19 protein-coding genes are annotated in these 19965 nt (G+C 42.0%); all 19 read left to right on the top strand.

What is annotated here, in order from left to right; translation table 11 throughout:
• Positions 1–14: 14 nt before the first annotated feature.
• The 19 genes from purL to MUF05_04980 all read left to right on the top strand — a co-directional run bounded on the left by purL (position 15) and on the right by MUF05_04980 (position 19512).
• Positions 15–2900 carry a phosphoribosylformylglycinamidine synthase subunit PurL gene (gene purL, locus MUF05_05070; GenBank protein MCU0666445.1) on the top strand — a complete coding sequence of 962 codons (2886 nt, stop codon included), beginning with the start codon at positions 15–17 and terminating at the stop codon, positions 2898–2900.
• A gap of 4 nt (positions 2901–2904) precedes the next feature.
• Positions 2905–3570: a TIGR00730 family Rossman fold protein gene (locus MUF05_05065; protein ID MCU0666444.1), complete on the top strand. Its 666-nt coding sequence runs from the start codon at positions 2905–2907 to the stop codon at positions 3568–3570.
• Between the two features lies 1 nt (position 3571).
• Positions 3572–4369, top strand: a complete 798-nt coding sequence (gene purQ, locus MUF05_05060; protein ID MCU0666443.1) for a phosphoribosylformylglycinamidine synthase I — start codon at positions 3572–3574, stop codon at positions 4367–4369.
• Positions 4370–4374: 5 nt separating this feature from the next.
• Complete coding sequence (locus MUF05_05055) at positions 4375–5763, top strand: amidophosphoribosyltransferase (protein MCU0666442.1); 1389 nt, start codon at positions 4375–4377, stop codon at positions 5761–5763.
• A 12-nt stretch (positions 5764–5775) separates the two neighbouring features.
• Entirely contained in the window at positions 5776–7218 is a 1443-nt protein-coding gene (gene purF / locus MUF05_05050) for an amidophosphoribosyltransferase (protein ID MCU0666441.1), read from the top strand.
• A 62-nt stretch (positions 7219–7280) separates the two neighbouring features.
• Positions 7281–8276, top strand: coding sequence for a phosphoribosylformylglycinamidine cyclo-ligase (gene purM, locus MUF05_05045; protein ID MCU0666440.1), 996 nt, complete (start codon positions 7281–7283; stop codon positions 8274–8276).
• Between the two features lie 145 nt (positions 8277–8421).
• Positions 8422–9303 (top strand): SPFH/Band 7/PHB domain protein, encoded by an 882-nt coding sequence (locus tag MUF05_05040; GenBank protein ID MCU0666439.1) that lies wholly within the window; start codon positions 8422–8424, stop codon positions 9301–9303.
• 433 nt (positions 9304–9736) lie between these two features.
• Positions 9737–10306, top strand: coding sequence for a nucleotidyltransferase domain-containing protein (locus tag MUF05_05035; GenBank protein ID MCU0666438.1), 570 nt, complete (start codon positions 9737–9739; stop codon positions 10304–10306).
• 225 nt (positions 10307–10531) lie between these two features.
• A complete protein-coding gene (gene purD, locus MUF05_05030) occupies positions 10532–11800 on the top strand; it encodes a phosphoribosylamine--glycine ligase (GenBank protein MCU0666437.1) in 1269 nt (422 codons plus the stop codon).
• A gap of 94 nt (positions 11801–11894) precedes the next feature.
• Complete coding sequence (gene purE / locus MUF05_05025; protein ID MCU0666436.1) at positions 11895–12371, top strand: 5-(carboxyamino)imidazole ribonucleotide mutase; 477 nt, start codon at positions 11895–11897, stop codon at positions 12369–12371.
• 2 nt (positions 12372–12373) lie between these two features.
• A complete protein-coding gene (locus MUF05_05020) occupies positions 12374–13432 on the top strand; it encodes an L-threonylcarbamoyladenylate synthase (protein MCU0666435.1) in 1059 nt (352 codons plus the stop codon).
• Positions 13429–13881: a ribose 5-phosphate isomerase B gene (gene rpiB / locus MUF05_05015; protein ID MCU0666434.1), complete on the top strand. Its 453-nt coding sequence runs from the start codon at positions 13429–13431 to the stop codon at positions 13879–13881. Before MUF05_05020 ends, rpiB begins: the two co-directional genes overlap by 4 nt.
• Positions 13878–15131 carry a serine hydroxymethyltransferase gene (locus MUF05_05010; GenBank protein ID MCU0666433.1) on the top strand — a complete coding sequence of 418 codons (1254 nt, stop codon included), beginning with the start codon at positions 13878–13880 and terminating at the stop codon, positions 15129–15131. The genes rpiB and MUF05_05010 overlap by 4 nt, the downstream gene beginning before the upstream one ends.
• A 3-nt stretch (positions 15132–15134) precedes the next feature.
• Positions 15135–15626 (top strand): cytidine/deoxycytidylate deaminase family protein, encoded by a 492-nt coding sequence (locus tag MUF05_05005; protein ID MCU0666432.1) that lies wholly within the window; start codon positions 15135–15137, stop codon positions 15624–15626.
• 78 nt (positions 15627–15704) lie between these two features.
• The gene (gene nrdR, locus MUF05_05000; GenBank protein ID MCU0666431.1) at positions 15705–16196 is read left to right on the top strand and encodes a transcriptional regulator NrdR; all 492 of its coding nucleotides are present in this window, start codon (positions 15705–15707) and stop codon (positions 16194–16196) included.
• A gap of 47 nt (positions 16197–16243) precedes the next feature.
• Positions 16244–16660, top strand: coding sequence for a bifunctional nuclease family protein (locus MUF05_04995; GenBank protein MCU0666430.1), 417 nt, complete (start codon positions 16244–16246; stop codon positions 16658–16660).
• 12 nt (positions 16661–16672) lie between these two features.
• Positions 16673–18121, top strand: coding sequence for an HD domain-containing protein (locus MUF05_04990; GenBank protein ID MCU0666429.1), 1449 nt, complete (start codon positions 16673–16675; stop codon positions 18119–18121).
• Positions 18100–18750: an endonuclease III gene (locus MUF05_04985; protein ID MCU0666428.1), complete on the top strand. Its 651-nt coding sequence runs from the start codon at positions 18100–18102 to the stop codon at positions 18748–18750. The genes MUF05_04990 and MUF05_04985 overlap by 22 nt, the downstream gene beginning before the upstream one ends.
• A gap of 108 nt (positions 18751–18858) precedes the next feature.
• The gene (locus MUF05_04980; protein ID MCU0666427.1) at positions 18859–19512 is read left to right on the top strand and encodes a hypothetical protein; all 654 of its coding nucleotides are present in this window, start codon (positions 18859–18861) and stop codon (positions 19510–19512) included.
• The last annotated feature ends 453 nt before the right edge of the window (positions 19513–19965 follow it).

Here is a 19965-nt window from a genome sequence, read left to right as displayed (position 1 = left end):
ATTATTCTGGAGTAATGATGTCTTGGAAAATTATCGTTAAAGACGCTGTTGGCATTTTTGATGCTGTGGGAAACAGCGTCAAAAAAGATATACTTGACCTGGGGATTGAACAAATCCAATCCGTAAGTTTCGCGCAAGGTTACCATATCCATGGTAACTTGAAGCAGGAAGAAGTAAGAAGAATTTGCGAAGAGCTTTTGGTGGACATGGTAGCCCAAGAGTATTCGATCAACCAAAAGTTTACCTTGCAGGGTAAAGTCAAAGAATTAGAAATTGCCTATAATCCGGGCGTGATGGACCCTTGTGAAGAATCCATCCTTAAAGGCATACGCGATTTAGGCATTGATTCCGTGACAAGCGTTACTACTTCTAAAATATATCTTTTAGAGGGCGATATTTCCGACGAGAAGATTAAATTTATTGCCGATAAGCTTCTTTACAATAAGCTTATTCAGCACATTGTCGGCCCGAATACCCGGGATACAAGAAAAGAAACTATTTCCTATCAATTTAAGCTTCATAATATAGATTTGTTATTCCTGGCCGATGATAAACTTCTTCAGATAAGCAAAGATGGGCAGTTATTTCTTAATTTGGAAGAGATGCTCCAGATCAGGAAATATTTTGCAAAAAACAAACGCAATCCTACTGACTGTGAGCTTGAGACTATTGCCCAGACCTGGTCAGAGCATTGCGCGCATAAGACATTCCGGGGAAGAATAGAGTATATAGAAAAAATCCCAAATTCCAAAATAAAAAAATACAAAATAAACAATCTTCTAAAATCCACCATTGCTAAAGTTACCAAGGAGCTAAAAAAACCGTGGTGTGTGTCGGTGTTCCATGATAATGCCGGGGTAATTAAATTTGACGATAAATACAATGTTTGTTTTAAGGTAGAAACGCATAATCACCCTTCGGCATTAGAGCCTTTTGGCGGAGCAAACACCGGTATAGGAGGGGTTATCCGTGACCCCCTAGGCACGGGCCTGGGGGCAAAACCTATTTTAAATACAGATGTTTTTTGTTTCGCGCCTCCTGACTATCCGGCAAGCAGGCTCCCCAAAGGCACGCTTCATCCTAAAAGAGTAATGAAGGGTGTTGTCTCCGGTGTGCGCGATTATGGTAATAAAATGGGGATCCCTACGGTAAACGGCGCGATACATTTTCATGATAAATTCGTGGGCAACCCCCTTGTTTATTGCGGCACAGCCGGGATCATGCCCAAGGAAAAAAGTTTCAAGAAAGTCCACAAGGCAGATTTGATCGTGGTTGTGGGTGGAAAAACCGGCAGGGACGGCATTCACGGAGCGACTTTCTCTTCGGGAGAACTCACCCATGAATCTGAAACTATTTCAAGCTCTGCGGTACAGATAGGAAATCCCATTCAGGAAAAAAAGATGGTGGATACGATTTTGAAGGCGCGCGATCTGAATTTATATAATGCTATCACTGATTGCGGAGCAGGGGGGTTGTCAAGCGCAGTGGGCGAGATGGGAGAGGAATTAGGGGCTAGGGTTTATCTGGAGAAAGTCCCGCTTAAATATACCGGATTATCTTATACTGAAATCTGGATTTCCGAGTCGCAGGAGAGGATGGTTTTAGCGGTTTCTCCCAAGAACGCCAGTAAATTAATGCAGGTATTTTCTGATGAATGCGTTGAGGCTGTGGTAATCGGAGAGTTTCCCGGCACAGGAAGATTAGAGCTTTTTTATAAGGATAATAAAGTTTGCGATCTGGATATGCAATTCCTGCATCATGGTTTGCCGCAGACCGAGAAAAAGGCAGTCTATATACAGGCTAAACACAAAGAGCCGAAATTCGCCTGCCCCAAAGATTTAGGAAACAGCTTGTTGAAGCTTCTTTCCAGTTACGATATTTGTTCCAAAGAATGGGTGATCCGGCAGTATGACCATGAGGTGCAGGGAGGTTCTATTTTAAAACCAATGTCCGGCGTATTAAACGACGGGCCATCAGACGCAAGCGTGGTGCGTCCGTTACTTGATTCCCAAAAGGGCTTAATTGTTTCCTGCGGAATAAATTTCCGTTTTGGGCTTATTGACCCGTATTGGATGGCGGCTTCTTGTATTGATGAGGCGTTGCGCCAGGTAATTTCTTCCGGAGGAAGCCTCAAACAGACCGCGATATTAGATAATTTTTGTTGGGGGAATCCGGATAAGCCGGACAGGCTGGGCGGATTGGTAAGGTCTGCATTCGGCTGTTATGATATTGCCAAAGGTTTTGGAGTTCCTTTTATTTCCGGTAAAGACAGTCTTTATAATGAGTACAGCCAGCATGGTAAATCCATGGCCATACCCGGGACACTTCTAATTTCGGCGATAAGCGTGATGGAGGATGTTTCAAAAACAGTTTCCATGTATGCCAAGAATATCGGGGATCTTATTTATATTGTCGGCGATACTTATGATGAATTAGGCGGTTCGCATTACTACGGGCATAATGGGGCACTGGGAAATAATGTGCCGCGCGTAAATATAAAGAAAGCCCTGAAAATCTTCAATGCCTTAAGCAAAGTTTCATCTTCGGGGATAATAGAGGCAATGCATGATTGTTCGGAAGGCGGTTTGGCAGTGGCTTCTGCGGAGATGGCCTTTGCCGGGGGATTAGGCATGGAGTTGTTTTTAGGCGAGGTCCCTTATCAGGGAAAAGAAAAACGCGATGATTTTATTCTTTTCTCCGAATCAAATTCGCGTTTTATCGTTGAGGTAAAAAGAGAAAATCAACAGGCCTTTGAAAAAGCGATGCATGGTGTTTCTTGCGGGCTTATCGGATGCGTCGCCGCGAGAGATTTCAAGGCCTATTCTATAGATAAAAAAGTCTGCTTACGAGAAAATATCCAAGCCTTAAAAGAGGCCTGGCAAAAACCCTTGAGGTGGTAAAAAAATGGCAAGAATAAAAAACATTAAAGACGATTTTACTAAAGAAGATACGTGGCGCCTTTTCAGGATTATGGCAGAGTTTGTAGATGGGTTTGAGGTATTATCTAAAGTAGAAAACGCGGTTTCTGTTTTTGGGGGAAGCCGTATCCAGCGCGGGAGTAAATACTATGATTTAGCCGAGGAGACATCTTTCCAGCTTGCCAAGGCAGGTTATGCGGTAATTACTGGAAGCGGCCCCGGGATTATGGAGGCAGGCAATAAAGGCGCTCGCCGCGCTAAGGGCCACTCCATCGGATTAAATATCCAGATACCCATGGAGCAGAAGCCCAATCGCTATGTGGATACGCTTTTAAATTTCCATTATTTCTTTGTGAGAAAAGTTATGTTTGTCAAATACGCTAAGGCCTTTGTAATCATGCCCGGAGGTTTTGGCACGCTGGACGAATTATTTGAGTCGCTTAATTTAATCCAAACATCCCGTATAGGGCACTTTCCGGTTATTTTAATGGGTAAAGAGTATTGGAAAGGTATGATAGAATGGCTTCACGCAACCGTTGAGAAACACGGAGCCATTGCCAAGGGGGATATGAATATCTTAAAGATTGAAGACGACCCCAAGAAAGTAGTTGGCATAATCAAGAGTTTTTATCATAACCACAAAGTTGATTAGGATGAAAAAAGTTTTGACCTGTGTTTTACGCACCGCCGGCACTAACTGCGACAAGGAAACTGCTTTTGCTTTTAAAAAGGCAGGCGCCTCTGTGGAATTAGTGCATATAAATCAGTTTGCCTGCGGGAAAGTAAAATTAGGCAAGTATAAAATATTGGCTTTGCCCGGAGGTTTTAGTTACGGCGATGATGTGGCCGCCGGGAAAATCTTAGCTAACGAATTGAAATATAAATTAAGAGACAGCCTGCGGGAATTTGTGCGGCAAAATAAACTTGTTATCGGCATCTGTAATGGATTTCAGGTCTTGGTGAAAGCCGGGCTTTTACCGGGGAACAAAGAATTTAAGCAGGAGGTAAGTCTTATTCTAAACGACTCAGGAAAATTTGAAGATCGCTGGGTGTATTTAAAAAGTAAAAAGGAAAAAGTAAAAAGTCAAAAGTGCGTGTGGACAAAAGACCTCCCAGAAGTGATTTATTTGCCTGTAGCGCACGCAGAGGGGAAGTTTGTGGTAAAAAGTCCTTCGCTGCTGAAGCGTTTAAAAGAAAATGGGCAAATTGTTCTTCGGTATTCCGATTCTTATGGTAATTTAACCGGTTATCCGGATAACCCGAATGGTTCACAGGATCATATCGCAGGTATTTGCGATGAATCCGGGTGCGTGTTTGGTTTGATGCCGCATCCGGAAAGGCATATAGATTTTCTCCAGCATCCTAACCACAAAAAATCCGGCAATAAAAGCAAATTCGCAGAAGGCATGCAGATATTTGTTAACGCTGTAGGTCATGCAAGAAAGGTATAATCACTATGAGCGGAATATTCGGTATTGTCTCCAAGAATAGCTGCCAGGATGATCTTTTTTACGCTACGGATTATCACTCGCATTTAGGCACGCAATTTGCCGGTTTGGCATTTTGGTCGGATGGATTAGTGCGTAAAATTCACGATATCCGCGGCACGCAATTTAAGGCCAAATTCTATGAAGACTACAAAAATATGCCTGGCACAAAGGGAATTGGCGTAATAAGCGCGCACGATGAACAGCCGATATGTATTCATTCTAAATTTGGGCCTTTTGCCATTGTTACCAATGGTTTTATTGAGAATGCTGATAGCTTGGTGGATGAACTTTATAAGGATGGCCGGTCTTTTAGCGAAGTTACCGAAGGAAATGTTAATTCCACTGAATTAGTGGCAAAACTTATTATCCGGGGCAAGGACCTGGTTTCCGGGATAGAGGAGATGTTTTCTAAGATTCAAGGCTCCTGTTCGCTTTTGATTTTAACTGAAAAAGGAATTTATGCCGCGCGCGACCGGCAGGGCTACAGCCCTTTGACCGTAGGAAGCAAGAATGGTTCTTGGGCGATTACTACTGAGACTTCGGCATTTTATAATCTGGGATTTAAAATAGAAAAACCCCTTGCGCCCGGAGAAATAATTTTTATAGATGAAAACGGATTGGGATCTTGTTCCAAAGGCAACAAAAAGTGCCAGATTTGTTCTTTCTTGTGGGTGTATACCGGTTTTCCCGCCTCTTCTTATGACGGGCTTAATGTGGAGATGTCCCGGGAAAGATGCGGCGCGTGTTTAGCTAAAAATGACGATGTCAAAGCAGATATGGTCGCTGGTATCCCGGACTCGGGCACTGCCCACGCGATTGGCTATGCTATGGAATCTGGGCTTGCTTTTCGCCGCCCTCTTGTTAAATATACGCCCGGATTTGACAGAAGCTATACTCCTGCTTTGCAGGAAAGGCGGGATTTAGTTGCCCGGATGAAATTAATCCCTATTCCGGAGATTATTAAGGGAAAAAGCATTGTTTTTTGCGATGATTCTATCGTCCGGGGCACACAGCTGAGAAATTACACTGTCCAGAAATTAATGGATTGCGGAATAAGAGAGGTTCATTTTCGTATAGCCTGCCCGCCGCTGATGTTTCCTTGTAAATTTAATTATTCTACGCGCACACTTAATGAATTGGCCGCCCGCCGGGCAATCAAGGCCATTGAAGGAAAAGACATAGAAGACGTAAGCTTGTATATTGATGAGAAAAGCCCTAAATACAAAAAGATGGTGGATTGGATTGCCAAAGATTTGAAAGTCACAAGCCTTAAATTTCAGAAACTTTCGGATATGGTCAAGGCAATCGGATTGTCAGAAGATAAGCTTTGTATGTATTGCTGGCGCGGGAAATAAAAGGAGTCTGTTATGAATAACTTGAGCCTATCGCAAGATGCCCCCAAAGAGTATTGTGGTTTATTCGGGATTTACGGCCATAAGGACGCCAGCTGGTTGACGTATCTGGGGCTGTATTCTTTGCAGCACAGGGGACAAGAGGCATGCGGCATAGTCTCAAACCATGATGGAGTATTAAGCGTCCATAAAGGCACTGGATTGGTCAACGATGTTTTTAACCAGGATATCTTATCTAAGTTAAAAGGCAATATTTCAGTCGGCCACGTGCGTTATTCTACTACCGGCTCCAGTACGATCAAGAACGCCCAGCCGCTTTTAATTGACTGTTCTAAGGGTTCGGTTTGTATTGCCCATAATGGAAACCTGGTGAATTCGCTATCGCTTCGCAAATTCCTGGAAGACAGCGGCTCTATTTTCCAGACTACGACTGATTCGGAATTAATCGTGCACTTGATGGCAAAGGCAAAAGCGCCGGATTTCAAACAAAGCCTGATTTATGCCTTGCAAAGAATAAAAGGCGCTTACGCCCTGGTGATGATGGATAAGCATAATCTTATTGGGGTGCGCGATCCTTTTGGATTTCGGCCTCTTGTTTTGGGGAAATTAAATAATTCCTGGGTTTTAGCTTCAGAGACTTGCGCTTTTGATTTAGTCGGCGCCAAACTTATCCGGGAAGTAGAACCGGGGGAGATTGTTATTATTAATAAAAGCGGCGTGCACTCCATAAAATTCCACGGGCCTTCCTGTTCAGAAAGAAAATCTTTTTGCAGTTTTGAGCATGTTTATTTTTCTAGGCCCGACTCTATTGTCTTTTCGGATACCGTGCATTTAGTCAGGAAGAAATTAGGCGAACAACTTGCCTTTGAGCATCCTGCAGACGCTGACTTTGTGGTGCCGGTGCCGGATTCTGGTTTCTCCGCGGCAATGGGTTATTCTCAAGGGTCAGGCATTCCGCTTGAGATGGGGATTATCCGCAATCATTATGTGGGTAGGACCTTTATTCAGCCTGCCCAAGACTCTAGGGATTTAGGGGTAAAAGTAAAGTTTAATCTCTTAAGAAGTGTCCTTAGGGGCAAGCGCATCGTTGTGGTGGATGATTCTATTGTGCGCGGGACAACTTCTAAGATCCGTGTGCGTAATTTGCGTCAGGCAGGAGTAAAAGAAGTGCATTTGCGTATTTCTTGTCCGGCGCATAGATTTCCCTGTTTCTATGGCATAGATTTTCATAGCGCCAAAGAGCTTATTGCCAATAAGTATAAAACTACCGAGCGCATCAGAAAATATCTTGAGGTGGACAGCCTTGGCTATTTGAGCCTTGAGGGGATGTTGTCATGTTTTGGCTGCTCCAAGGATAATTATTGCACTGCTTGTTGGGATGGAAGATATCCGATTGCGGCAGAGAAAAGGCACAGCAAATTCTCGCTTGAGAAGCGTTGTTGCGGGCAGGGAGTATAAAATTAAAATTCAAAATGAAAAATGAAAAATTAAGAAAAAACAAAACATTGCGGAGTGTTTATATGAACAGTATGACTTATAAAAAATCAGGCGTGGATATAAAAAGCGCGAGCGTTTTCAAGAACAAAATTAGAACTTTGGTGCGCGGGTCTTTTCGTCCAGAAGTCTTAAAGGATATCGGAGGATTTGGCAGCTTTTTTTCCATGCCCTCTGGTTATAAAGAGCCAGTGTTAGTTGCTTCGACTGACGGAGTAGGAACAAAATTAAAGATTGCTTCTTTAGTTGGTAAGCATGATACTGTGGGTATAGACTTGGTAGCCATGAATGTGAATGATATTCTTTGCGCAGGCGCCCAGCCTTTGTTTTTCCTGGATTATATTGCCTGTGGAAAACTAAATCCAGATGTGCTTTGCGATGTAGTTAAAGGGATAAATGCTGGCTGTGTCCAGTCAGGATGTTCTCTTGTGGGCGGAGAAACCGCAGAGATGCCCGGGATGTATGCAAATGACGAATATGATTTAGCTGGTTTTTGTACTGGAGTTGTAGAAAAGAAGAAGATTGTTGATGGTTCGCGCATTCGCGCTGGGGATGTGGTTATTGGTTTGGAATCTTCTGGGATTCATTCCAATGGCTATTCTTTAGTGCGTAAGGTTTTATCCGCTAAGCAGCTCTTGAGCATGAGTAAAGAATTGCTTATTCCAACCAGAATTTATGTAAAACAAGTGTTAAATTTACTGCGTCATCACGCGGTTAATGGCATAAGCCACATTACAGGTGGCGCGTTTTATGATAAGATCGCGCGTATCTTGCCCAGCGATATATCTGTGCGTATTAATAAGCACTCCTGGAAAGCGCCAGAGTTATTTCGTTTTATCCAGAATAAGGGCGGAATAGATGATAAGGAAATGTACCATACCTTGAATATGGGCATTGGCATGGTTTTGATTGTTGCGCCTGATGCTGTGGATAAGGTGCAGAAATTTATGACTACTGAAGGGGTAAAGAATTTTGTGATCGGTGAAGCTGTGCGCGGGAATAAAACGGTTGAAGTAATTTAAAGTACCCGGTGTTTATCGTACCTTGGCAAAAATGATTGCCAAGTATGCCCCTTTGTGGGGCAATTTGCGCCGGTGTTCATTAACTGTTAACACCCGGCGCTTATTGGATTTGCGCCGGTGTTCATTAACTATGAAGGAGGAAAGAATGGGTGGATTAATGGGTTTGATTATCGGGGCGGTAATTTTTATTTTTCTTATTGGGATTCGCATTGTGCGTCCCACGCACAGAGGATTGATTGAGAGATTTGGAAAATACAATAGGTTTGCGAATATGGGATTTAACTGGATTATTCCGGGTGTTGAGAATATCTATCAGGTAAATATTACCGAGCAGATGGTAGATGCCGAGCCGCAGGAAATTATTACCAATGATAATTTAAATGCCAAGGTGGACGCGCAGGTTTATTTTAAGGTTAAGCCATCTGAACAGGATGTGAAAAGCGCAATTTATAATGTTTTCAACTATCAATATCAGATTGTGAATTTAGCGCGCACTACTTTAAGAAATATTATTGGTACTCTTACCTTGAAATCTGCCAACAGCGAACGCGGCAAGATTAATGCCGAGCTTCATAAGACGCTTATGGAAGAAACTGGAAATTGGGGTATTGAGATTGTCAGGACCGAGCTAAAAGAAATTGACCCGCCTAAGGATGTTCAGGAAACCATGAACAAGGTAGTCAAAGCCGAGAATGAAAAAATCGCGGCTATTGACTTTGCCACTGCTACGGAAACTGCGGCCGACGGGCAAAAGAGGGCTGAGATCAAAAAAGCTGAAGGCGTAAGACAGGCAAGGATATTGCAGGCGGAAGGCGAAGCCGAAGCTATAAAGTTGGTGAATGAGGCGGCAGAGAGATATTTTGTGGGCAATGCCCAGGTTTTGCGCAAATTAGAGGCAGTGGAACATTCCCTGCAAAACAATGCCAAGATTATTGTTCCCGCGGGTTCGGAACTTGTGAATGTTGTGGGTGACTTAGCCGGTGTTCTTCCGATTAAGAAAGAGACGAAGGAAGAGAATAAGAAATAAATTGCTCTTTTGAATTTAGCTTTCTGGCTTTTGCTTCCGGCGCTCAAAAATTTTTGCCGTGCGCTACGGTTTACTTCGTCGCTCCGGCTCCGACTTATCCTTTCGGGCAATCCTGCGCTCCTCGTAAATCCTTGCGCACTTTTGCCAAAAATTTTCTAATGCGCCTTCAGCAAAAGCCATCAAGCTTATGATTTGGGGTTGGGTTTAGTTGAGGTTGCGTTGCGCGCTCCCAAATCCCTCAGCAAAGAATAAAGGGGACGCCTGCCTGCCGTAGGCAGGTTCTATTTAATTTTAGCGCAGTGGATTGGCTGGGATTTCTACAAGTTGTTTTAAAATTGTGACTTGTGACCTTTGTGTGTTAGTTTTGTCTGAGATTTGGTGTTGACAGTGTTACCCATTAGTATTACAATTGTAATATAGGAGTATTACAAGTATGGATGTCACCAATATCTTTAAGTCTAAAACCCGCCAAGACTTGTTTAGGCTCTTCTTTACTAACCCGGATAATCGGTATTATTTAAGAGAGCTTGAGCGTATTCTTGATATTCCCGTGAGTATGATCCGTAAGGAGCTCTTGCGCTTGGAAAAAGACGGTGTTTTTGCGTCAAATAGAAAAGGTAATCTTGTTTATTACTACCCGGATAGAAAATACCCTTTATTTGAGGAAATAAAAAGCATAGTTTTTAAGACGGTAGGTGTCAAAGGGCTTTTGGAAAGCGCGATTAAAAAGATTAAAGGCGTTGAAACCGCTTTTATTTACGGTTCATTTGCCAAAAACGAAGAAAATGCCAATAGCGATATAGATTTACTTGTCGTAGGCGAAACAAACGAAGATGAATTAATCACGCAAATAAGAAAAATAGAGAAGATTACAAAAAGAGAAATTAACTATACTATTTATTCTAAGCAGGAGTTTTCCCGCGAGAGTAGGAAAAGTGGCAGCTTTCTTAATGAGGTGTTAAAGGCCAAGCTTATTTATTTGAAAGGCAATATTGATGCCTGAGTTGCTATTGAGAAATCTTTTGGAACAAGGTAAAGGGGAAAATAGGGGATGGTTCTATTTATTTTTAGCGGGGATTTTATATAGCGTAAAGTGTAAAGCAAAAAGCTCCTGCCTGCCGGCAGGCAGGTAAAACCATAATTCAAAATTTAAAATTTTTAATTTTACGCTATAGTTTTACATTTTCCGCTTTTAGTTTTACGTTTTCAGATAACGAGATAATTAATTATGCGTATTTTAGTTGTAGGTTCAGGTGGCAGGGAGCACGCATTAGTTTGGAAGATTAAACAGTCCAAATTAGTGGATAAGATATTTTGCGCGCCCGGTAACGCCGGGATCGCCCAAGATGCCCAGTGTGTGGATATCAAGCCCGAGAATATATCTTCTCTTTTGGAATTTGCCAGAAAAGAAAGAATAGATTTAACTGTTGTCGGGCCAGAAGTCCCTTTAGCCTTTGGCATTGTGGATGAATTTGATAAGTATCATATAAAGATCTTTGGGCCCAATAGGCTTGCCGCGCAGATGGAAGCAAGTAAGATATTTTCCAAAGAGTTGATGAAGAAATATAAAGTCCCGACCGCGGATTTTAGAGTTTTTGATAATGCCGGCGAAGCCAAGAAATATATCGCAAAAAAAGGCGCTCCTTGTGTAATAAAAGCTGATGGCTTGGCCGCGGGAAAAGGTGTTGTAGTTGCAAAGTCAGTTGATGAAGCAAACAATGCTGTGGATTTAATGTTGCGAGATTTGGCCTTTGGTGAAGCAGGAAGCAAGATTATTATTGAAGATTGTTTAGAGGGGCAAGAGGCGTCTATATTAGTTTTGACTGATTCTAAGGAAGTAATTGCCTTAGATAGCGCCCAGGATCATAAAAGAATTTTTGACGATGATAAAGGCCCTAACACTGGCGGCATGGGCGCGTATTCTCCGGCGCCAGTTGTGACCAAGGAATTATTCAAAGAGATTTTAGAAAAAATAGTTTACCGCACCATTGATGGTTTAGTAAAAGAAGGGATAATTTATAAAGGCGTTCTTTACGCAGGGGTTATGATTACTAAAGACGGGCCTAAGGCCTTGGAATTTAACGCGCGTTTTGGTGATCCGGAAACTCAAGTAATATTGCCGCGTTTAAAATCAGATCTAGTAGAGGTGATGCTTGCTGTTTGCGAGGGAAAACTTTCGCGTGTACACAATTTAGAATGGGATGATAGAGCTTGCGTTACTGTGGTTTTGGCTTCTGGAGGCTATCCGGGAGATTATAAAAAGGGAAATGAAATTTTTGGCTTGGAAGAAACTTCCAAGAAGGATGATGTTATCATTTTTCACTCTGGTACGAATAGCTCGCAGAAAAAATACATCACCAGCGGCGGGCGCGTCCTAGGAGTTACTGCATTGGGCAAGACGATTAAAGAGGCCATTGCCACTTCTTATCAAGCAGTGGGTAAAATAAGTTTTGATGGCATGCATTATAGAAAAGATATAGGAAGAAGAGCTTTATAGTTAGCGTAAAACTATAGCGTAAAATTAAAAATTTTAAGTTTTGAATTATAGTTTTTCGTTTTTAGCTTTACACTTTACACTAAGGGAGGTGCTTATGATTAGTATTATTATGGGCAGTCAATCGGATTTAGAAACCGTGCAGGAAGCAATCAATGTTTTAAAGGATTTCAAAATAAAATTTGAAGTTAAGGTTTTATCCGCGCACAGAACGCCCAAGGAATTAGCTTCTTACGTAGAGAAAGCTCCTTATCGGGGAACGCAGGTTTTTATTGCTGCTGCAGGAGGCGCTGCCGCTTTAGCCGGAGTAATTGCCGCGCATACGGTATTGCCGGTTATCGGTATTCCTATGGAAAGCCAAAGCCTAAAAGGCATGGATTCATTGCTTTCCACTGTGCAGATGCCCGCAGGTATCCCGGTTGCTTCTATGGCTATTGGAAAAGCAGGCGCAAAGAATGCGGCTCTTTTTGCCTTGGCAATTCTGGCAGTATCGGACAAGAAAATACGCGATGCGCTTGTGCAGTATCGCACTGACATGCGCGCGAAAATCAAAAATACCAAAATCAAGGTGTAAGTTTGGGTAAAATCATTAAAATTGATCCGCAGCAGCCCGATGAAAAGCTTATTAAAGAAGCCGCGCAAATTATTAAAAATGGCGGTTTAGTAATCATTCCCACGGAAACAGTGTACGGGATAGCTGTTGATAGCTCAAACCGGAAAGCGGTAGAGCGGCTTTCTTGTGTTAAACAAAGGCCCGAAGACAAGAGTTATTCTTTGCATATTGCTGCCAAGGATAAAGTTACCCAATATGCCAAAGACATTTCTATTGGGACTTGGAAACTTGTATCAAAGTTTTGGCCGGGGGCGCTTACAATAGTTTTTAAGGCTAAAGACGGTTCTACTGTCGGCATGCGCATGCCGGATGATGAGATCGCCTTAAAAGTAATATCTTATTGTTCTTGCCCGGTTATCTGTCCGTCGGCAAATATCTCTGGGGAGCCGCCTGCTGTTAGCGCGCAAGAGATATCGGCTTCTTTGGTAGAAAAAGTGGATTTGGTCCTTGATGCCGGAAGGGTGCGCTTAGGTAAAGAATCTACAGTAATTGATGTAACTCAAAATAAATTTAAGCTCTTACGGCAAGGGTTTATCACAAAAGAAGAGATTGAGAAAGAATTCTCTATGAAAACTGTGCTTTTTATCTGTACTGGTAATTCCTGCCGTTCAGTTATGGCTGAAGCTTTCTTAGTTGACAGGCTAAAGAAGAAAAATCGTACTGATGTAGAGGTTCTATCCGCCGGGATCATGTTGTTAGAGGGCTCCGGGGCTTCATCTTTGACTAAAGAAGTGATGAGCCAAAACGGTATAGATGTTTCCGCGCATCGCTCCAAAAGGATCACCCCGGAATTATTAAGAAAGTCGGATATTATACTTGTTATGGAGAAGATGCATGAAGAGCGCGTTTTGGCCATGGCGCCGGATGTAAAAAGTAGAGTGTTTTTATTGAAAGAATTTGCTAAAATAGAGGATGAGGGGGATCTTAATATTGAAGATCCCATGGGCTCATCAGGAGATCTTTATCTGGCTACCTCTGAAACCATAAAGCAGGCAGTAGAAAGGATAGTTGATATTATATGAAAAAGATAATTATTGGTTCTGACCATGGAGGTTTTGCCTTAAAAGAATCGCTTAAGCCCTATCTTATTAAATCCGGGTACAAAGTTAAAGACGTGGGGGCCTATTCAGAAGAAAGTTGTGATTATCCTAGCACTGCTTCAGCTGTGGCTAGAGAAGTATCTTCGGGTAGATTGAAGCAGGGAATTTTAATTTGTAAAAGCGGTATTGGCAATTCTATTGTGGCCAACAAATTCCCCAGAGTGCGCGCGGCGTTGGCTTATAATTTAGAAGCAGCGAAATTAAGCCGCCAGCACAACGATAGCAATATTTTGGTTATGGGGTCATTATTTGTTAAGCCGGCACTTGCCAAAAAAATGGCCAGAGTTTGGTTAGATACCGCTTTTGAAGGCGGCAGGCATAAACGCAGAGTAGATTTAATCAATAAAATAGAGAAGGGTATGAAAATATGAAAGGTTTTACGCATTTAAAACAGGCTGATCCGGATATTTACGCGGTAATTAAAAACGAGCTAAAGCGGCAGGAAGAGAATTTGGAGATGATTGCTTCCGAGAATTTTACTTCGTTAGCGGTCATGGAAACACAAGCTTCGGTATTGACTAATAAATACGCTGAAGGTTACTCGGGGGCGCGTTGGTATGGAGGTTGCGGAAACGTGGACACCGCCGAGGATTTGGCGATTTCCCGGGCAAAAGAGCTTTTTGGCGCAGAATACGTTAATGTTCAGCCGCATTCAGGAACTCAAGCCAACATGGCAGTTTATATGGCAGCTTTAAAACCCAAAGACACTATTCTGGCTTTGGATTTAGCCTGCGGGGGGCATCTTTCGCATGGGCATGCGCACAATTTCTCCGGGATGTTTTATAATATTGCCACTTATGGGGTGGACAGAAAAACCGAAATGTTGGATTATGATAATATTATGCAGCTTGCCAAGAAGCATAAGCCTAAACTGGTTTTAGCAGGCGCTTCGGCATATCCCAGAGAATTGGATTTTAAGAAATTTAGAAGCATAGCTGATGCGGTTGGCGCGTATCTAATGGTAGATATGGCGCATATTGCCGGATTAGTTGCCGCAGGCGTGCATCCTTCGCCGGTTGCTTACGCAGATTTTATTACCTCTACTACGCATAAAACTTTGCGCGGCCCCAGAGGCGGTTTTATCCTTTCTAAAAAAGAATTCGCCAAAAAACTTAATTCCCGGGTTTTCCCCGGGCTGCAGGGTGGGCCATTGATGCATGTAATTGCCGCCAAGGCTGTGGCTTTTAAAGAGGCTCTCTTGCCGGAATTTAAGGCCTATCAAAAACAAGTCGTATTAAACAGCCGGGAACTGGCTGCAAGTTTAGAGAAACTAAAGTTTAGGATTGTTGCCGGAGGGACAGATACGCATCTGATGCTTGTAGATTTAAACACCAAGAATATTACAGGTTCTGATGCGTCAGGTGTTTTAGAAGAGGCAAATATTACCGTAAATAAAAACCTTATTCCTTATGATCAGAAAAGCCCAGCAGTAACAAGCGGTATCCGCTTGGGAACTCCATCTTTGACCACCCGCAAGATGAAGCAGGAAGAAATGCGCCTTATCGCCGGGTTGATCAATAGCGTTATTGAAAATAAAGATGACAAAGAAACGATTAAGAAAATAAGAGGCCAAGTTTTAGAGCTTGCTAAGAGATTTCCTTTATACCCACAGTTAGGTTAAACTATGAAAAACAAAAAAGACATCTTAAAAAGTTCCCGCAGACAAATTATTAGCAGGCGTCCAACTTGGGATGAATATTTTATGGAAGTAGCTTTTCTTGTGTCCAAACGCGCGACTTGTTTTAGGCGTAACGTCGGAGCGGTTTTAGTAAAAGACAAGAAAATTCTTGCTACCGGTTATAATGGCGCGCCTTCAGGCTTAGCACATTGCAGCGATATAGGATGTATCAGAGAGAAGTTAAAGGTTCCGTCGGGGCAAAGACACGAACTCTGCCGGGGTTTACATGCCGAGCAGAATGTTATATTGCAGGCGGCTTTGCACGGGGTAAGCACCAAAGACAGCATGCTTTATATTACCAATCAGCCCTGTTCTATTTGCGCTAAGATGTTGATCAACGCCGGGATCAAAGAAATTGTCATTGCCGGCGAGTATCCGGATGAAATGTCGGCAGGGTTTTTAAAAGAGGCCAAGATTAAAGTAAGGAAAATCAAATAGTATTTTAAGCTATCAGCTATCAGCCTTCAGCTATCAGCTGAAAGCTGACGACTGAAAGCTGACGACTGAAAGCTGACTATGAAGTGTCCATTTTGCGGTTACAAAGAAGACAAGGTAGTTGATTCCCGCGCGACGCAGGAAGAATCTGCGATAAGAAGAAGGCGGGAATGTTTGAGTTGCGCTAAAAGATTCACTACCTATGAATACATAGAAGAATTAGCAATAATGGTAGTAAAAAAAGACGGCCGCAGGCAAGGTTTTGACCGGCAGAAGATCTTGTCCGGAATCATGCGCGCCTGCGAGAAAAGGCCGGTCGGTGTTGAGCGCATGGAAGAGATTGTTACCTGGATTGAGCGCAATATCCAGAAAAAATTTGAGCGCGAGATTCCGGTTACGCGTATCGGCGAAATGGTTATGGAAAAATTAAAAGAAATAGACGATGTTGCCTATGTCAGGTTTGCTTCTGTGTATCGGCAGTTTAAAGACGTGGAGCAATTTATGGTTGAATTAAATGATATTCTAAAGAAAGAAAAAAAACCTATTAAGAAGCTCAAATCCAAAGGTCGATAGCTGACAGCTGACAGCTGACAGCTGATAGCTGATATAAGGAGCTATACATGATAGAGATGGAATTGAATAAAATAGTTATAGATGAGAAAAGGCATGATCAGCTTATTGTTTTAAAAGAGAAAAACGGCGAGCGGCTTTTGCCCATTGTCATCGGCCTTGCTGAAGCATCGGCAATTAAGTTAAAGATAAGCGGTTTTAACCCTCCTCGGCCATTGACCCATGATCTATTGCATTTGGCGCTTGGAGAATTGCAGGCGCGCCTTGATAGGGTGATAATTGATAAGCTTGAAGAAGACACATTCCACGCGAAACTTGTCATCCACACTTCTTCTGGAGAGACCAAGACCATTGATGCCAGGCCCTCCGATAGTATTGCCTTGGCAGTAAGAGCCCACGCTTCAATATTCGTGGAAGACGAAGTGATCAAGCAATCCGAAATATTTAATAAGAATAAAAATATATAGGCAGTATCTAATATGAAAAAATTAAGTCCGCAGGAAAAAGGCTTATTAGAAAATATTTTTGTATTTTCCCAAGAGAAAAATGTTCAATTGTACCTAGTGGGAGGTTTTTTGCGCGACCTTCTTTTAAACCGCAGCAAAATAAATCCGGATATAGATTTTTGTTTATCTAAAGATGCGATTTCTTTTGGAAAAGCGCTTTCCCGAAAGATTAATTCCGATTTTGTAGTTTTAGACCAGCAACACGATTGTTGCCGCCTTTTAAAACAAGTAGAGGGTAAAACCTATACCATCGATATCTCTTCTTTCCGGGGGATTACCTTAGAAGACGACTTAAGATTGCGTGATTTTGCGATCAATGCCATGGCCATAGAGTTGAATCAGAAATTCTTAACTGGAAAGTTGGATTTTATTGATCCTTGGAATGGCCAAAGGGATATCGAGACTAAGGTCATCCGGCATTTAGCCAAGAACACTTTTCAAGACGATCCCTTAAGGATATTGAGGGCGTTTTCTTTTTCTGCCATGCTTGATTTTAAGATTTCCCCGGATACCCTTAAGAAAATCCGTAAAGAGAGAAACAAATTGTCTGCTGTTTCATTTGAGCGCATCCGGGAAGAATTATTTAAAATATTAGAAACTCAAGATACATATTCTTATATCCGGATGATGGATAAAAATGGGGTGCTTAAAGCTTTTTTGCCGGAAATGGATGTAATGCGCAAAATAAGCCAAGGCCCCTATCATCATCTGGATGTTTGGGAGCATACATTAGAGGCCTTGAAGCAATTTGATAAATTAGTTAAAGTTAATAAGAATAGTGATATTAAAGAATATTGGGATAAGGAAATTTCATCCGGACATAAACGCCTTGCACTAATTAAACTTGCGATACTTCTTCATGATATTGGCAAGCCCAAGGCCAAGCGTAAAAAAGGAAGAAAGCTTTATTTCCATGGCCATGAATGGATTGGTTCACGCCTGACAAGGGAAATTTCGCGCAAGATGAAATTGTCTAATAATGAAGAAGTTTTTTTGAATAAACTTGTTTTCTTGCATCTAAGGCCCGGGTATTTGGCCGACAATAAAACATTAACTGACCGGGCGGCCTTTAGGTTCTTTCGTGATATAGGAAACGATGCCCCGGGGCTATTGACTCTTTCTTTAGCGGACCAGCGTGCCACCCGCGGCAGGTTAACCACAAAACAGTCGCGGTCTTCTCATGAAAAACTCTGCGCTTTTTTGATCAAAGAATATTTCCGCAAGGCAAAAGAGGTCAAACTGCCTAAACTTGTTAATGGTAATGATATCATGCGCGCTTTTAACATAAAGCCTTCAGAATTAGTGGGAAAAATCCTCAAAGAAATAGAAGAAGCGCAAGCTATTGGCAAGATAAAAGATAAACAAGAGGCTTTAGATTTTGGGGCAAAGGTCTTAAAGAAGTGTCAGAAAAAAAAGAATTAATAATTGGCCTTGTTAAAAACGCGGTTAAAGATTTTGCCGTTCCTTCAGTCACGGAATTTGCCCGCTTTCATGATCCGTATTTAGTGCTTGTTTCCTGTATTTTAAGCCTGCGCACCAAAGATAAAGTTACCGTGGAGAGGGCCAATGCGCTCTTTGCTAAAGCAAAAAGCCCGCAAGAGATGTTAGGGATCTCTTCTGAGCGCATCGCGAAAATAATTTATCCCGTAGGGTTTTATCATACCAAGGCAGAAGTAATCCGGAATTTAAGTAAAATAATTATCCGGGATTATAAAAGCAAGGTTCCGGACACAAGAGAAGATTTATTAAAGATCAAAGGAATTGGACCTAAGACAGCGGCTCTTGTTTTAGGTTTAGGTTTTAATATTCCGGCAATTTGCGTGGATACGCATGTGCATCGCGTTTCTAATCGCCTGGGCTGGGTTGTTACCAAGCGCCCAGAAGATACCGAAGGCGCTTTAGAAAAAATAATCCCTAAAAAATACTGGATTGGCCTTAATACTTGGTTTGTTGCTTTTGGCCAGCATATCTGTATGCCGGTTTCTCCTTATTGTAGTAATTGTCCAATAGAAAAACATTGCTTAAAAAAAGGCGTTTTAAAAAGCCGATAAGGAAATAGGATGAGTGGTGAGTAATGGGCTATGGGTATAGGGTGGGAGTGGGGGTGAGTCCTCATTTCTCATTCTTATTATTTAATCAGACGATAACAGGAGGAGAATATGAATGTTTCTAAGCCAAAATTCCTGGATAAGCTTGATCAAAAAATGCAGGAGATTGAACCGGGTTCTGTGCGTTATCATGTGCTTGAAACAGCCAGGAACTTTAAGGTTTCCTGGGTGGAGTTGGGCCGTTCGCTTTATAGTGTTTGGAAAGATAAGCTTTATAAACAATGGGGATACAGCGAATTTGAATTTTATACTGCCAAAGAAGTGGGGGTAAGAAAAGAAACCGCGGTAAAACTTTTAAAGTCTTATTATTTTCTTGAGAAGGAAGAGCCTGCTTATTTAGAGCAAGGTTCTTCAACCGTGCAAAAGGCAGCAAAAATTCCAAGTTTTGAAGCGGTGAACCTCTTGCGTTTAGCCAAAAATAAGAAAGATATAGAAGAGGGCGATTACGCGAAATTAAAAGAAAGCGTGTTTGAAAAAGGAAAAGATGTTCGTCAGCTAAAAAATGATTTAGGTTTGTTGGTTCGGGAGCGCAAGGAATTAGGCCCCGAAGAAGCGGAGAAAGTAAAGAAGGTTACGACAGTTAAAAGATTAATCGGCACCTTGAAGTCACTTAAGCAGGAAGCAGAAATCTCAAAGCTGTTGCCGTATGCCTTGATACAGGAAACCGCAAAGTTGATCACGAAGTTGGAGCAGGAAATTAGTTAAGGGTCAAGAGGATAATAAAGCGCAGAGTGTAAAGGTAAAAACGCCTGCCTGCCGGCAAGGCAGGCAAAACTATAGCTTAAAACTTAGAATTTTGAATTTTAAATTATGGCTTTTCGCTTTGCGCTTTTAGTTTTTTGCTGATAGCTGATAGCTGAAGGCTGAAAGCTGGAAACAAAGTTTTTCCCTGCCCCCGTCAAGGTTCATCTAGTAAAAATCTCCTGAAAATAAGATTCTTATCTTGTAAACCATTGATATGCAATAACTTATAATTTAGAAAGCGTTTTCCAAGAAATTCCCCGGAGCATTGAATATAGGGTATATTAGATCTATACTATATATATAAGATTATTTTGCTCTTTATGTAGTATATATACTTATGTAAAAGGCAAACCTTGAGTAATCAAGAGACTCCGCCACAACACGTAGGCGGACCTCCGCGATTTGTTTTGCGAA

Source organism: Candidatus Omnitrophota bacterium (genome assembly GCA_025453395.1).
In the GTDB taxonomy this organism is placed as follows: Bacteria; Omnitrophota; Gorgyraeia; order Gygaellales; family Profunditerraquicolaceae; genus JAlOQK01.
Note: the sequence above shows the minus strand (reverse complement) of the source record. Positions and strands in the feature narration are given on the sequence as shown.

What these genes read in the sequence shown, in the direction of transcription:
- MUF05_05010 (MCU0666433.1), top strand. Translation starts at nt 13,878, where the DNA reads ATGAAAGGTTTTACGCATTTAAAACAGGCTGATCCGGATATTTACGCG.
- MUF05_04990 (MCU0666429.1), top strand. Translation starts at nt 16,673, where the DNA reads ATGAAAAAATTAAGTCCGCAGGAAAAAGGCTTATTAGAAAATATTTTT.
- purQ (MCU0666443.1), top strand. Translation starts at nt 3,572, where the DNA reads ATGAAAAAAGTTTTGACCTGTGTTTTACGCACCGCCGGCACTAACTGC.
- MUF05_04995 (MCU0666430.1), top strand. Translation starts at nt 16,244, where the DNA reads ATGATAGAGATGGAATTGAATAAAATAGTTATAGATGAGAAAAGGCAT.
- purF (MCU0666441.1), top strand. Translation starts at nt 5,776, where the DNA reads ATGAATAACTTGAGCCTATCGCAAGATGCCCCCAAAGAGTATTGTGGT.
- MUF05_05035 (MCU0666438.1), top strand. Translation starts at nt 9,737, where the DNA reads ATGGATGTCACCAATATCTTTAAGTCTAAAACCCGCCAAGACTTGTTT.
- MUF05_05065 (MCU0666444.1), top strand. Translation starts at nt 2,905, where the DNA reads ATGGCAAGAATAAAAAACATTAAAGACGATTTTACTAAAGAAGATACG.
- MUF05_05040 (MCU0666439.1), top strand. Translation starts at nt 8,422, where the DNA reads ATGGGTGGATTAATGGGTTTGATTATCGGGGCGGTAATTTTTATTTTT.
- MUF05_04980 (MCU0666427.1), top strand. Translation starts at nt 18,859, where the DNA reads ATGAATGTTTCTAAGCCAAAATTCCTGGATAAGCTTGATCAAAAAATG.
- purM (MCU0666440.1), top strand. Translation starts at nt 7,281, where the DNA reads ATGAACAGTATGACTTATAAAAAATCAGGCGTGGATATAAAAAGCGCG.
- purL (MCU0666445.1), top strand. Translation starts at nt 15, where the DNA reads ATGATGTCTTGGAAAATTATCGTTAAAGACGCTGTTGGCATTTTTGAT.
- purD (MCU0666437.1), top strand. Translation starts at nt 10,532, where the DNA reads ATGCGTATTTTAGTTGTAGGTTCAGGTGGCAGGGAGCACGCATTAGTT.
- purE (MCU0666436.1), top strand. Translation starts at nt 11,895, where the DNA reads ATGATTAGTATTATTATGGGCAGTCAATCGGATTTAGAAACCGTGCAG.
- rpiB (MCU0666434.1), top strand. Translation starts at nt 13,429, where the DNA reads ATGAAAAAGATAATTATTGGTTCTGACCATGGAGGTTTTGCCTTAAAA.
- MUF05_05055 (MCU0666442.1), top strand. Translation starts at nt 4,375, where the DNA reads ATGAGCGGAATATTCGGTATTGTCTCCAAGAATAGCTGCCAGGATGAT.
- MUF05_05005 (MCU0666432.1), top strand. Translation starts at nt 15,135, where the DNA reads ATGAAAAACAAAAAAGACATCTTAAAAAGTTCCCGCAGACAAATTATT.
- nrdR (MCU0666431.1), top strand. Translation starts at nt 15,705, where the DNA reads ATGAAGTGTCCATTTTGCGGTTACAAAGAAGACAAGGTAGTTGATTCC.